The sequence below is a fragment of the uncultured Brevundimonas sp. genome, assembly GCF_963977465.1.
Taxonomy (GTDB): Bacteria; Pseudomonadota; Alphaproteobacteria; order Caulobacterales; family Caulobacteraceae; genus Brevundimonas.
In genome coordinates this window covers 61,537-74,613 of sequence record NZ_CAXBOQ010000007.1, presented here as the reverse complement: position 1 = coordinate 74,613, position 13,077 = coordinate 61,537, and the positions used below count along the sequence as shown (strand labels likewise).

The 13,077-nt window shown below is 67.8% G+C and carries 14 protein-coding genes; 8 read left to right on the top strand and 6 right to left on the bottom strand.

Annotated features, from left to right (window positions below; genetic code table 11):
- Positions 1–114 precede the first annotated feature (114 nt).
- Positions 115–1,242: a serine hydrolase domain-containing protein gene (locus AAC067_RS14480; protein WP_339933559.1), complete on the bottom strand. Its 1,128-nt coding sequence runs from the start codon at positions 1,240–1,242 to the stop codon at positions 115–117.
- 152 nt (positions 1,243–1,394) lie between these two features.
- Here AAC067_RS14480 and AAC067_RS14475 point away from each other — a divergent pair, with 152 nt between their 5' ends.
- Together AAC067_RS14475 and AAC067_RS14470 are read left to right on the top strand one after the other, a co-directional pair.
- Positions 1,395–2,450 (top strand): ATP-binding protein, encoded by a 1,056-nt coding sequence (locus AAC067_RS14475; RefSeq protein WP_339933558.1) that lies wholly within the window; start codon positions 1,395–1,397, stop codon positions 2,448–2,450.
- Complete coding sequence (locus tag AAC067_RS14470; protein WP_339933557.1) at positions 2,447–3,079, top strand: response regulator; 633 nt, start codon at positions 2,447–2,449, stop codon at positions 3,077–3,079. The genes AAC067_RS14475 and AAC067_RS14470 overlap by 4 nt, the downstream gene beginning before the upstream one ends.
- 19 nt (positions 3,080–3,098) lie before the next feature.
- On the opposite strand, the gene AAC067_RS14465 is transcribed toward AAC067_RS14470, so the two are convergent.
- Both AAC067_RS14465 and AAC067_RS14460 read right to left on the bottom strand, forming a co-directional pair.
- The gene (locus tag AAC067_RS14465) at positions 3,099–3,467 is read right to left on the bottom strand and encodes a hypothetical protein (protein WP_339933556.1); all 369 of its coding nucleotides are present in this window, start codon (positions 3,465–3,467) and stop codon (positions 3,099–3,101) included.
- 20 nt (positions 3,468–3,487) lie between these two features.
- On the bottom strand, positions 3,488–4,321 hold the full coding sequence (locus AAC067_RS14460; protein ID WP_339933555.1) for a universal stress protein: 834 nt from the start codon (positions 4,319–4,321) through the stop codon (positions 3,488–3,490).
- A 115-nt stretch (positions 4,322–4,436) separates the two neighbouring features.
- Between AAC067_RS14460 and AAC067_RS14455 the strand changes: the two genes are divergently transcribed.
- The gene (locus AAC067_RS14455) at positions 4,437–4,832 is read left to right on the top strand and encodes a cytochrome c (protein ID WP_339933554.1); all 396 of its coding nucleotides are present in this window, start codon (positions 4,437–4,439) and stop codon (positions 4,830–4,832) included.
- 61 nt (positions 4,833–4,893) lie between these two features.
- Here AAC067_RS14455 and AAC067_RS14450 read toward each other — a convergent pair whose 3' ends face one another.
- Positions 4,894–5,322: a hypothetical protein gene (locus AAC067_RS14450; protein WP_339933553.1), complete on the bottom strand. Its 429-nt coding sequence runs from the start codon at positions 5,320–5,322 to the stop codon at positions 4,894–4,896.
- Positions 5,323–5,432: 110 nt separating this feature from the next.
- Between AAC067_RS14450 and AAC067_RS14445 the strand changes: the two genes are divergently transcribed.
- A complete protein-coding gene (locus AAC067_RS14445) occupies positions 5,433–6,170 on the top strand; it encodes a helix-turn-helix domain-containing protein (protein ID WP_339933552.1) in 738 nt (245 codons plus the stop codon).
- A gap of 3 nt (positions 6,171–6,173) precedes the next feature.
- Here AAC067_RS14445 and AAC067_RS14440 read toward each other — a convergent pair whose 3' ends face one another.
- Both AAC067_RS14440 and cydD read right to left on the bottom strand, forming a co-directional pair.
- Entirely contained in the window at positions 6,174–7,823 is a 1,650-nt protein-coding gene (locus AAC067_RS14440) for an ATP-binding cassette domain-containing protein (RefSeq protein ID WP_339933551.1), read from the bottom strand.
- Positions 7,820–9,448, bottom strand: a complete 1,629-nt coding sequence (gene cydD, locus AAC067_RS14435) for a thiol reductant ABC exporter subunit CydD (RefSeq protein WP_339933550.1) — start codon at positions 9,446–9,448, stop codon at positions 7,820–7,822. The genes AAC067_RS14440 and cydD overlap by 4 nt, the downstream gene beginning before the upstream one ends.
- A gap of 123 nt (positions 9,449–9,571) precedes the next feature.
- On the opposite strand from cydD, the gene AAC067_RS14430 reads away from it, so the two are divergent.
- From AAC067_RS14430 to AAC067_RS14415, 4 genes are read left to right on the top strand one after another with little or no spacing between them, the layout of a single operon-like run.
- A complete protein-coding gene (locus tag AAC067_RS14430) occupies positions 9,572–11,143 on the top strand; it encodes a cytochrome ubiquinol oxidase subunit I (RefSeq protein ID WP_339933682.1) in 1,572 nt (523 codons plus the stop codon).
- A gap of 24 nt (positions 11,144–11,167) precedes the next feature.
- On the top strand, positions 11,168–12,316 hold the full coding sequence (cydB, locus tag AAC067_RS14425; protein WP_339933549.1) for a cytochrome d ubiquinol oxidase subunit II: 1,149 nt from the start codon (positions 11,168–11,170) through the stop codon (positions 12,314–12,316).
- A 21-nt stretch (positions 12,317–12,337) separates the two neighbouring features.
- Positions 12,338–12,496: a cytochrome bd-I oxidase subunit CydX gene (gene cydX, locus AAC067_RS14420; protein ID WP_339933548.1), complete on the top strand. Its 159-nt coding sequence runs from the start codon at positions 12,338–12,340 to the stop codon at positions 12,494–12,496.
- A 32-nt stretch (positions 12,497–12,528) separates the two neighbouring features.
- Positions 12,529–13,041 carry a pyridoxamine 5'-phosphate oxidase family protein gene (locus AAC067_RS14415; RefSeq protein ID WP_339933547.1) on the top strand — a complete coding sequence of 171 codons (513 nt, stop codon included), beginning with the start codon at positions 12,529–12,531 and terminating at the stop codon, positions 13,039–13,041.
- The last annotated feature ends 36 nt before the right edge of the window (positions 13,042–13,077 follow it).

Sequence of the window (13,077 nt, the reverse complement as noted above, 5' to 3'; positions counted from 1 at the left end):
ACGTCGCACACATCTCGACCACGCGCCGGGTCGCGGCCCGGCACCGGTGTACAGGTCGGAGGAAGGGCGACGCGGCTCGCTGGTTTTTGTCCCCGAAAGTCGCCGTGCGGCGTTTCAGCGGGCCTGCATGTCGAGAAAGGCCACGAATTTCGCATTGGGGTGCAGCAGGGCGACGACGTCCCGGATGACCTTCATCCCGTTGGCACCATTGGTGAAGACGACGATGCCCGTGTGCGTTTCCGGCACATAGAACCCCAGGGTGCGTTCACCCCAGTCGCCGCCGCCGTGCTGGATGATGGTCTCGTCGGGATAGCGGGTCACGACCCAACCCAGACCGAACCCCAGGGCGTCGGGGCAGGCCTCCGGTGCCAGGCGCTCGGGTCCACAGGCCTGACCGGTCTGGTCATCGTCCACCGTCACGCGCCGGATGGCCAGCGCAGGCGTGATGCCCTGCCGATCCATGACGCTGATCAGAAACCGGGCATAGTCGGCCGCGGTCGAGCGGACGTTGTCCGCGGCGGACCATTCTGGGTCGACGTCGGGCGCACGCCAGCTGCCGTCGGGACCTTTTGAGCTGGAGGCCCGATCGCTGACGGCACCGCCGCCCGTGAAACGCGTGTCGACCATTCCGGCGGGGCCGAACACCATGTCATTGGCCAGGCTTTCCCAGTCCTGGCCGGTGCGGCGCTCGGCGAAGCGGGCGACATAGTCGTAGCCCTCACCCGAATAGGAGGTGCGTGTGCCGGGATCGGCCTGGAACACCAGGTGGTCTTCGGTCTCATAGCGCCAGTTCGGAAAGCCGGACTGGTGGCGCAGCGCCATCGCCGCGGTCAGCTGGAGTCGTCGCGGGTCGTCGGCGATGTCGGGGTCGGTCCAGTAGGCGGCCATGGGTTCATCGAGGGACAGGCGTCCGGCAGCGGTCAGCCGAAGGACCGTTTCAGCGACGATCGGCTTGGTCATCGAGGCAATATTGTACAGGGTGTCCGGGGTTGCCGGCTGGCCCGGGGCCCGTTCGCCATAGGCCACGCTCCAGGCGAGTCGCCCGTCCACGATATAGGCGACCGACACGCTCGGAACGTCATAAAGACGAAGCCATTCGGGGGCCCGGGCGTCCAGTTCGCGTTTGAGCGGTTGCGACGCTGCAATCTCCGGGGCGGGCCGGGCCGGTTCCGGCACGGCCGCGCAGCCGGTCATCAGGATGGCCGCAAGCATCAGGCTGAATGTCGACGATCGACGCATCATTTGGGATCCCCCTTGTCCGGGGGTGAGGCCGGTCGCGTGTCGTTTGGATGCAGCATTGCGGTAATTTAATCACCCGCGTCGGCCCCTCCGGTACCGGGCGATCCGGTGGTTTGCCCCTTGTGCTGCCGACCGGACTGCCGAAAACTCCTCCGATGACGATGTTTGCCAACCTGTCCGGTCGGGACCAGTGGAATCGACGAGGACTCGGGCTTTTCCTGGCGCTCTCGGCGCTGGCTCTGGCCCTGTCCCTCAGGCTGGTTCCCGGAGCCGGCGACCGGGTCTGGTTGCTGCCGCTGATCGTGCTGGCCCTGGTCCCCGCTGCCTTGCCGGGGCGCGGCCGCGTACTGGCCGGCATGGGGCTGTCGATCCTGGCCGCCTGGCTGATCCTGCCCGTCACCGGCGGGGTCGAGGGCATGGTCACCGCCCTGCTTCTTGCCGCTACCGCCCTGCTGCTCGGCGGGATTGCCGAGGAAACGCGGGGCGCACCGGCCGCCCGGCTTGCAGAGCGACTGGATCGGCGCTGGCGCGCCAATGCCACGGGGGAAATGACCGCGATTTTTGCCCACGAACTGACCCAGCCCCTGACGGCGGCCACGGCCTATCTCCAGGCTGGTCAGACGGAACTCAAGCGCTCAGGCGCAACCGTTCCGACATTCGAGCTCGCCCGGGCCCAATTGCTGCGGGCTGGGCAGGTTATCGGCGAGTTGCGGGGGCGGCTGATCCCGAAGGCGGGCGCACATCGGCCCGAGCGGGTATCGCAATTGATCGGAGCCCTCAGGCCGATCATCAACACCTTGGGGGCTGCGGCCGGCGTGTCCGTTATCATCCGGGTCGACGCGCGCGATGACCGGGTGCTGGCCGACGGTATCCAGATTCAGCAGGCGATGCTAAACTTGGTCCGCAACGCCATCACATCTGTCGCTGGACGGAGTGAGCGGACGGTAATCATCAGGGGACGATCCATTTTCATTGACCAATATGAGATCGCTGTTGAGGACACGGGCCCCGGGATCACACCGGAAGCGTGGAATCTGACGCTGCATCCCGCGATGAGCAAGGCCCTCGACGGTCACGGGTTCGGTCTGCCGGCGACCCGGACTATTCTCAGGAACCATCGCAGCGATCTGGCAGTTCGCCCCTCCCCATCAGGCGGAGCCGACGTCTATTTCAGCCTGGCGCGGGTCGCCGAAAGCGGAGCGCAGGCATGATGCCATCTGTCTTTGTCATTGACGACGACGACGCCGTCCGCGACTCGCTGACCGTCCTGTTTCGCGGTGAGAGCCTGCAGGTGCGAGGCTTCGCCAACGGTGCCGACTTCTTCGACCGCCTGCCCGATGATGCCATGGCCTGTGTCGTCACCGACCTGCGCATGCCCGGAATCGATGGCAGCGAACTGATCCGCCGGGTGATGGCGTTACGCGGCGCGGCCTGGCCGGTTGTTGTCGTCACCGGCCATGCCGACGTCCCGGTCGCCGTGCGGCTGATGAAGGCCGGGGTGGTCGATTTCATCGAGAAGCCGGTCGATCCGGTCCAGCTGGTCGCCACCGTCAAGGCCTGCCTGCGCCGCCTCCTCGACGTCGACGCCGAACGGCAGTCTCGCGCCGCGACCCTCGAGCGGCTGGACCGCCTGACCCGGCGCGAAAGTCAGGTCTTCGACGGCCTGATCCGCGGCCAGTCGAACAAGGAGATCGCCCAGGATCTGGCGATCAGTCCGCGCACGGTCGAGGTGTTCAGGGCCAAGATCATGGTCAAGACCGAGGCCGACAGCCTGTCCGCCCTGGTGCGCATGGGTCTTCAGGTCGAGGCCGAAGCGGGCGAGCGCCGATTGGGGACCTGACGCCGGCCGCGCCCGGTCGTCAGACCGGTTGCAACCGCTTGACCGCATAGGTGTGCTGGGTGCCGTTGGCCGTCAGCATCGAGACATATTCCCCCAGCACAAACGTCTCCTCGCCCAGACGGAAGCCGGTTACGTCGTCGGCGTCGCCCGGATCGAGGTCCAGCACCCAGCGATCATCGGCTGTGTGGCGCAGGCGGCCGGTCGCCACCGTTGCGTCATCGACGAAGCGGCGCACATGGCTGCGGTCCGGCTCGGCCTTCAGCGCCGCCGGGTCCAGTCGGCCGTCGGCATCCAGCGGGGCGACCAGGTCATAGCCCGTGCTGGCATTGCCCCGGGGATGATCGGGCTCGCGGGCCAGTTCGAGACGGATGTGCTGGAAGGTGGACATGGGCGGCTCCTTTTCGGGGATCAGTGGCTGAGCAGAAGGCAGACGGGACTGTGTTCGAGCAGGGTCCGGGTCACCCCGCCCAACGCCCATTCGCGCAGCCGGGCGTGGCCGTAGCCGCCGGCGACAATCAGGCCCGCCGACGTCTCGGCGGCGAACTCCAGAATCGCCTCGCCACAGGTCGCTCCACCCCGGGCGCGCACCGCGCAGTCGGCAGCGATCCCGTGCCGCTCCAGCCACGCCACCACGTCTTTCAGACGCGCCATGACTGCGTCAGTGGCCTCGCCGTCACAAATTTCCAGCACATGGGCGGTGCCGGTCTGGCGCAGCATCGGCACGGCGGCGGCCACAGCGCGCCGGGCCTCGCTACTGTCGGACCAGGCGATCACTGTCGGCCAGTCCACCGGCGTGCGCGGCGCGGCCGGCGGCACCACCAGTACCGGCCGACCGGCGGCCATCAGCACATCCGCCGGGTCGGGGCCGTAGAACGGGGCCCGTTCATCGCGCCGCCCCAGGATCAGCAGATCGGCCGCCCGCGACTGCTCGATCATCAGCTCGGCCGGAAAACCAATACGGCCGCGCCATTCGGCTCCCGCGATCCGCTCGTCGCTGATCTCGCGAAAGCGGGCCTCGGCGCGCGTCACATTACGCTCGGCCAGATCACGGTACAGGGTCAGGGCCTCGCCCATCATGGCCCCGCCCAGATAGGGATCCCCCATTGGCGGTGGCACCGGTGCGCTGCCCGACACACCGATCAGGTGCGCGTCGAAGGCCTTTGCGAGGTCGCAGGCCAGGGTGATGCGCGTGTCACTGTCCAGACCTTCGTCGGCATAGACCATCAGGCTCTTGTAGCTCATGGCGGACCTCTCGTTCGCCGACACCAGACCCGGTCGCCGACGGCGTGGCATTGATCGGGATCAATGTCCTCAACAATCCGGCATGAGACAAATGATCCCAGTGAGGGAATTGTTCATGTCACCATTGAAATTCATCGGCTTGGTCCTGCTGGCCGGCTGCACCACCGCTCCGGTACCGATCACGGAGTCTGCGGCGGCCGGTCCGGCCGCGTCGGTCGCCATGATGGATTCGCCGATGGGCGGCTCCGTCGTCCGGGGCGCAGCCCTGGTTCGGTCGAGATGTGCCGCCTGTCATGCCGTCGGCCCGGCTGGTGACAGTCCGCTGGCCATGGCCCCGCCCTTTCGCGAACTGAGCCGCCGCTATCCGGTCAGCAGCCTGCAGGAATCCCTGGCTGAAGGTCTGGTAACGGCCCATCCGGAGATGCCCGAGTTCACCTTCGAGCCCCCGCAGATCCGCGACCTGATCGCCTATCTGGAAAGTCTCGAAGGCGTCGGACCCAGCGCCCGATAGGCCGATGTTCCGGATCAAAAGGCCCGCCTGGGCAGCGCCCGCACCGATCGAATTCCAGCGTTCAGAACACCTGGTGCAGAACCGTCGCGCCAGAGGCCAGCACCAGCGCGGTGGTGTGCAGGGGCGCGTCCAGCGGGCGAACCAGACTCAAGCTGTCGCAGTCCTGAATCTCGGCCACGCGCAGCACCTCCGCAATCAGGGCATCCGCGACGATCGCCGGATCCAGCAGGTCAAAACTGATCAGCCGGTCGATCTGCAGGCTGGGCCGTCCGGCGAATTTCGGGGCGATGGCATAGAGCAGCAGGCCGCGCAGACGGTCCGCCCGGTCGTGGGCGATCAGGATACCGCCGGTGGCCTCGTCGGCCTCGATCCTCTGCCGGGCCATGACCCGCCAGTCGTCCTGCGACAACTCGGCATAGCCCAGCCGGACCAGGACAAAGGCCTCGTCGATGTCGCTGGCGGCAAGATGTCGAACGGTTACAACGGCCATTCCGCCTATTCGGGGGTTTTGCGCCGGGTCCGCCTTGATCTCGGTCAAAGGGTTCCGTTGCCGTTTCACGGGATCACGCCTAGATTGGGCGTTACGGCCAGGACGGATCCATGCTCGAACTAAAAACCCTTCCGACCGACTGCTCCAAACGCCGCAACAGCAATGCCTGTGATACCTGCGGCGCGCGTGCACTCAGTGTCTGCGACAGTGTCGATGATGGTGATCTCGGCCGACTCGACGCCATGGCCGAACATATGTCCTTCGCCGCAGGCGACGTTCTGATCCGTGAGGGCGATCCGGCCGGGCACGTCTTCAACATCACCTCGGGCTCGGTGCGGGTCTACAAACTGCTGGCCGACGGCCGGCGTCAGATTACCGGCTTCCTGTTCACCGGCGACTTCCTCGGTCTGGCGACCGGCGACACCTATGTCTTTTCGGCCGAGGCAGTCGAACCGGCCGGCGCCTGTCGCTTCCGCAAGACCGAATACCGGGCCCTGATCCGCGACTGCCCGACGCTGGAGACCACCCTGTTCGACCGGGCCAATCACGAATTGGCGGCGGCCCAGAGCCAGATGCTGCTGCTGGGGCGAAAGACGGCGCTGGAACGGATCGCCAGCTTCCTGCTGGACCTGCCCTCACATGACCCGACCCGGACCATCCCGCCGGGCCATGTCCATCTGCCCATGACCCGGGCCGAGATCGCCGACTATCTGGGGCTGACCATCGAGACCGTCAGCCGGGTCCTGACCCGGCTCAAGACGCAGGGGGTGATCCGCCTGATCTCCCTGTCCGAGTTGCGTGTTGAACAGCCCGAGGTCCTGCGCGATCTCGCCGACGGCGTCGGCTAACCCTCAGGCGGCGACGCATGCCGGGGCCCGGGCCATGACCAGACGACCGTCCATCCTCAAGCCTGTGACCGCCAGCACCTGATCGCACAGGGCCACCGGGGCCGGGCGGTGACTGACCAGGATCAAGCCTTGGCCCGTCGTCTTCAGCCACTGGTCCAGCCCCAGCAGCACCCGGGCCTCGGTCGCCGCGTCCAGGCCCTCGGTCGGCTCGTCCAGCACCAGCCAGGCCGCCGGCCGCAGACAGGCGCGTGCCAGTCCCAGACGCCGCCGCTCACCGCCCGATAGCCGTTCGCCATTGTCGCCCAGCGGCGTGTCCAGACCGGCGGGCATGGCCCGGACACGGTCGGCCAGATCCGCCGTCTCAAGCGCCGCCCACAGGTCCGCCTCGGTCGCATTGACCCGGGCCAGACCCAGATTGTCGCGCACCGTCCCGGCCAGCAGCCGCACGTCCTGGGCCGCATAGGCAAAGCGCGCCCGCACGGCCCCGACATCGGCTACGGCCAGATCGACTCCGCCCAGCGACAGCTCGCCGACGACTGGCGCACGCAGGGCCATCAGCCGCTCGATCAGCGTGGTCTTGCCCGCGCCGGACGGGCCGGTGACCGCCAGTCGCGCCCCGGCGGCCAGGGTCAGGTCCAGCCCGCTCAGGGTGATGGCGTCCCCCGCCGGGACCGTTCCCGTTTCCGGAACCGGGTCGTCCATCAGGTCGCCGAGCCGCTCGACGGCCTCCGCGGCGGCCCCGCTCTGGCGGAAGCTGGCCACCAGGGCCCCGGCCGCCTCGATCCCCGTCACCGCGGCCAGCGCCGCCAGCACGATCAAGGGTAGGGGGGTTGCCCGCGACAGCACCACCACCCCGACCACGGTGGCCCCGGTCACGGCGTTCTGCCAGGCAGTCATCCATCCCGCAGCGGCAGCGGCGTCGATGGTGCGCCGATCCAGCGTTCGGGCCTCGGCGGCGATCTGCTCCACTGCCCAGGACTCCAGCCCGTAGGCCCTCAGCTCCGGCGCGGCGGCCTGCAGGGCCGAGAACCGGTCCTTGAACCGCCCCGTTGCGATCTGGACGCGACGACCGGCTGGGTCGGCGGCGCGACGTCCGATCAGCAGTGCACCCAGCACCGCCAGCACCGTTCCGGCCGCGACAATGGCCGCAGCGGCCGGTCCCGCCAGTCCCGCCAGGGCGATGGCGACAACCCCGCCCGTGCCGGCCGCCCACGGCGTACTCAGGCGCACGAACAGGGTCTGGACCGCATCGACGTCCTGGATCATCCGGGCCGATGCCTCTCCGCTGGACAGGGACCGGGCCCGTGCCGGAGGGGCCGCGGCCAGACCGTCGAACAGGGCCGGTCGCAACCGGGCCAGAGCCTTCAGCGCCGCCGCATGGCCGGCGACCCGCTCGATGTAGCGGGCCCCGGTGCGGGCGATGGCCAGAAAGCGAATGGCGGCGCTGGGCAGCAGATAGTTGAACGCCCCGATGGCTGCGCCCCCGGCGCCCCCGGCCAGGGCCGCGCCGGTGATGAACCAGCCGGACAGCCCCAGCAGCAGTACCGAGGCTGCGGTGACCACTGCCCCGGCGGCGGCGGCCAGCGCCAGACGCCCGCCCTGCTGGCGGCGCTGTTCGCGGATCATCTGCCGGAAACGGGTGGTACCGGTCACAGCCGCACCACCACGTCAGCCATAGCCTCGACCGCCGCCGAATGGGTGGCGATCAGGGTCGTGCGCCCGCGCGCCGCGGCGCGAATGACCGGCAGCAGGGCGATCTTGGACGCCGCGTCCAGATTGGCGGTCGGCTCGTCCAGCAACAGGATCGGCGCGGGTTTCAGCAGGGCGCGGGCCAGGCCCAGCCGTCGCCGCTCGCCGCCCGACAGACCGCCGCCACGTTCGTCGAGAACCCGATCCAGGTCGCCGTCCAGCCCGGCCAGGGTCGCGACGGCCTGCAGGCTCTCACGCGAGGCCCCGCGTGCGGCCAGGGCGATATTGTCGCCCAGCGTGCCGGGCACCACGACCGGGGCCTGACTGGCCCAGCCGACCCGGTCGGTGAAACTGCCCGCCTGCGACAGGGCCACACCGTCCGCCTCGACCTCGCCCCCTGCCAGCGGGGCCAGGCCCAGCAACAGGTGCAGCAGGCTGCTCTTGCCCGAGCCACTGGGCCCGACCAGGGCGACGATCGCCCCCGCCGGCACATCCAGATCGAAGTCGTGCACCGGGCTGACGCCGTCGTCATAGGTGATGGTCACGCCCCGGAAACGCAGGGCGGGGGCCGGGGCGGTCGCCGTGACCGGGACCCGGCGGGCGCGGGCCGGGGCCGGGGCCGGCGGCATGGCCTCGACCAGCGACGCTGCCGCGGCTTCGGCCGCCTGACGTTCGTGATAGGCTGCGGCCAGCCGCCGCATCGGCGCATAGACCTCCGGGGCCATGGCCAGGACGAAGAAGGCACGCGGCAGGGTCAGGCTTTCGGGCACCGGAAACGGCAGCAGGTGCAGCAGGTTGAACCCGCAGTAGACGGCCAACAGCGCCACCGACAGGGCTGAGAAGAACTCCAGAACCCCTGACGACAGGAAGGCGATCTTCAGCACCCGGCCGGTGCGGGTCTCCAGTTCGTCGGCGGCGCGGGCAATCTCGCGGCTGGTGCGCGCTTCGGCCTGGAAGCTTAGCAGCGTCGGCAGGGCCCGGACCCGATCGAGAAACAGGCCCGACAGCCGCTCCAGCGCCAGGAACTGCCGTCGGCTCTCCGCCGCCGCCGCGGTCCCGGTCAGGATCATGCCGAACGCGAACGGGATCAGGGTCAGCGTCAGGATACCGGCCGCCACCGGACTGGCCACCGCACACAGGGCAATGATCAGCACCGGGGATACGGCCGCAGCCAGCCGGGCCGGAGCGAAGCGGGCATAGTAGCCGTCCAGCGCCTCGACTCCGTCGACCACGGCGGTCATCGAATCGCCCGACGGGCGACGGCCGGCAAACAGCTGGGTCAGCAGGTCGCCGCGTACACGCCGCTTGACCATGGCCGCCCCCTGGCCCGCCGTCAGGACCGCCGCTTGTGCGACCAGTCCGCGCAGGGCGAGGCTGACACCCGCCAAGGCCAGACCCGGCAGGGCGGCCGTCGGCGACTGCTGGAGCGCCCCGATGGCCATGGCCAGACCCAGCGCAAACCCCGTTGCCGGCAGGATATCGGCGATTACCAGGCCCGCAGCCAGACCGTTCAGGCGTCGCCACGGCCGGGCGATGTCCGCCAGCCAGCGCTTGGGTTCGACGGTCGGGTTTACATCAACGGTGCTCATCGGCTGTCGCTAGGGGCCCGTGTCAGTGTAAACTTTGATCAGGATCAAGGTTCAGACCTAAAGCCCCCCCTAGACGGGGCGTCAACCGGTCGCCCGAACCGGCGCTCAGGAGACCTGCCCATGATTGACCTTGCGGTCGTCGATCTGTCCCGTCTGCAGTTCGCCCTGACGGCGCTCTACCATTTCCTGTTCGTGCCCCTGACGCTGGGCCTGTCCTTCATGCTGGTGATCATGGAGAGCATCTATGTGATGACGCGCCGGCCGATCTGGCGGACCATCACCCGCTTCTGGGGCGTGCTGTTCGGGATCAATTTCGCCCTCGGCGTGGCCACCGGTATCACCATGGAATTCCAGTTCGGCATGAACTGGGCGTACTACTCGCACTATGTCGGCGACATCTTCGGGGCCCCGCTGGCGATTGAGGGTCTGATGGCCTTCTTCCTCGAGGCCACCTTCGTTGGACTGATGTTCTTCGGCTGGGACAAGCTGAGTCGGGTCGGCCACCTGTTCGTCACCTTTCTGGTCGCCCTCGGCACCAATCTCTCGGCCCTGTGGATCCTGATCGCCAACGGCTGGATGCAGAATCCGGTGGGTGCCACCTTCAATCCGGACACCATGCGGATGGAGGTCACGGACTTCATGACCGTGCTGTTCAACCCGGTGGCCCAGGCCAAATTCGTCCACACCGTCAGCGCCGGCTATGTCATCGCCGCGGTCTTCGTGCTGGGCGTTTCAGCTTTCTACATGCTCAAGGGCCGCCATATCGGCTTTGCCAAACGCTCGATGACCGTGGCCGCCGCCTTCGGCCTGGCCGCCTCCCTGTCCGTGGTCGTGCTCGGCGATGAGAGCGGCTACGCCCTGACCGATAACCAGAAAATGAAACTGGCCGCGCTCGAGGCCATGTGGGAGACCGAGCCTGCCCCGGCCGGCCTGACCGCCTTCGGCATTCCCAGCCTCAAGGATCACAAGACCCATTTCGAGGTCAAAATTCCCTATGTTCTCGGCCTGATCTCGACCCGCAGCATCGACAAGCCGGTCGTGGGTATCCTCGAATTGGTCGCCACGGCCGAGACCCGGATCGAGCGTGGTGTCCTCGCCTATGACGCGGTCGAGCGGATCAAGGCCGATCCGTCCGACATGACCGCCCGCGCCGATTTCGAAATCCACCGCAACGATCTCGGCTATGCCCTGCTGTTGAAACGCTTTGTCGCCGATCCACGCCAGGCCACGCCGGAGCAAGTGGTCCAGGCCGCCTGGAGCACCGTGCCCAATGTGCCGCTGATGTTCTGGGCCTTCCGCATCATGGCCGGCATCGGCTTCCTGATGATCGGCCTGTTCGCCACCGCCTTCGTGCTGTGCACCCTGCGCAAGCACGAGACCCGGTGGTTCCTGTGGCTGGCCGTTCTGGCCCTGCCGCTGCCGTGGATCTCGACCGAACTGGGCTGGATCCTGGCCGAGGTCGGGCGTCAGCCCTGGGCCGTTGAGGGTGTCCTGCCCACCTTCCTCGGGGCCTCCAGCCTCAGCGTCTCGCAGCTGTGGGGGACGATCATCGGCTTCACCGTCCTGTATGCAGCGCTGGCGGTGGTCGAGGTCGGGTTGATCCTGCACGCGATCAAGAAGGGGCCTTTCGCTGAACAGGAGGCCTTTGCCGAAACCGACCCCCCGACCCCCACACCCGCGCCCGCCGTCGCCTGACCGTCGATCTTCAGGATACCGAACATGGAACTTCCCATCGACTATGCCACCCTCCGCCTGATCTGGTGGGGACTGCTGGGCGTGCTACTGATCGCCTTCGCCCTGACCGACGGTTTTGACCTGGGAGTCGGGGCCCTGCTGCCCTTTATCGCCAAAACCGACGACGAGCGTCGCATGGTCATCAACACCATCGGTGCCACCTGGGAAGGCAACCAGGTCTGGTTCGTGCTCGCCGGTGGGTCCATCTTCGCGGCCTGGCCCTTCGTCTATGCGGTCAGTTTCTCAAGTTTCTATATGGCCATGTTTCTGGTGCTGGCGGCCCTGATCCTGCGACCGGTGGCGTTCAAATACCGGTCCAAGCGACCCGCCAAGGCCTGGCGCAGCTTCTGGGACTGGGCTCTGTTCGTCGGCGGCTTCGTGCCGGCCCTGGTATTCGGCGTCGCTGTCGGCAACGTCATGATCGGGGCTGATTTCCGCCTCGACAGCGATCTGCGCAGTTTCTACGAGGGCTCGCTGCTGGGTCTGTTCACGCCGTTCAGCCTGCTGTGCGGTCTTCTGTCGGTGGCCATGCTGGTGTTGCACGGCGCGGCCTGGCTGGGCCTCAAGTCCGAGCGCGGTCCGGTCGCGGCCCGGGCCCGGACCTTCGGCACTGTCGCCGGCCTGTTGAGTATCGCCCTGTTCATCGCCGGCGGCCTGTTCGTGGCCTATGGCGATCTGGGCTTCCGCATCGTCGGGGCCGCCGATCCGTCAGGTGTGTCCAATCCGCTGCGCACCGCCGTGGTGGCCGCTCCCGGGGCCTGGCTCGACAACTACGGTCGCTATCCGTGGATGATCGCCGCGCCGGTGATGGGGCTGGTCGGGGTGGTTGCGGCTCTGCTCGGCCTTTGGCGTCGATCCGAACCCCTGACCTTCGGGGGGTCGGCCGTGTCGGTGATCGGCATCATCTCCACCGTCGGCCTGTCGATGTTCCCGTTCATCCTGCCCAGCACGATCGACCCGGCGTCCAGCCTGACGGTGTGGAATTCATCCTCCACCCATCTGACCCTGTTCATCATGCTGGGGGTGACCGTCGTCTTCCTGCCGTTGATCCTGATCTACACCTCCTGGGTCTACAAGGTGCTGTGGGGCCGGAGCAGCGTCGCCGAATTCAAGACCAATCCCGACCTGTACTGACCGAGCCGAGGACCTGATCTGATGTGGTATTTTGCCTGGATTCTCGGCCTCGGCCTCGCCGTCGCCTTCGGCATTCTGAACGGCGTCTGGCATGAGTTCCGCCTGTTCGATGAAGGTGACCTGGGGCGGTCCGAGCCGGAGCCCGTAGTACCGGAAGAGCCAGATGCACCCGGGGCCTGACCGGCCCTCACCGTCAGACGGAGGACGCACGCATGACGACCGACATCACCCCCATCCACGGCGGGGCCGTGGCGGCGATCGTCGCCCTGATGGATTCCCAGCGGCTGCTGACGCTCGGGGTCAACCGCCCCGACGGCTGGCCGCAGGTGACCACGGTTGGCTACGTCAATGACGGTCTGAATATCTATATGACCGTCGCCCGTGACAGCCAGAAACTGGCCAATATCCTGGCCGACCCGCGCGTCTCCATCGCCATCCGCTCCGAGGCTGGCCAGGGCGACGCCGTTGGCCTGTCGCTGGCGGGGCCGGCCACCGAGGTGCGGGACCCGGCCCTGATCGAAGGCATCAACCGCCTGGTCGCTGCCCGCTATCCCGATGTGAACGTCTATTGCCCCAGCGGTGACTCGGTCGCTGTCATTCACGTGGCCCCGCTGATCATCGCCCCGGTCGCCGTGGCCGACGGCCGCAGTCGTCCGACGATCTTCGAGGTCAGCGGGGGTATCGGCGACGTCGCCGGCCCGGACGGGGTGTCGCGTCTGTTCTAGAGTGAAGCCGGCTGAGTTGGACGACATCCAACCCGG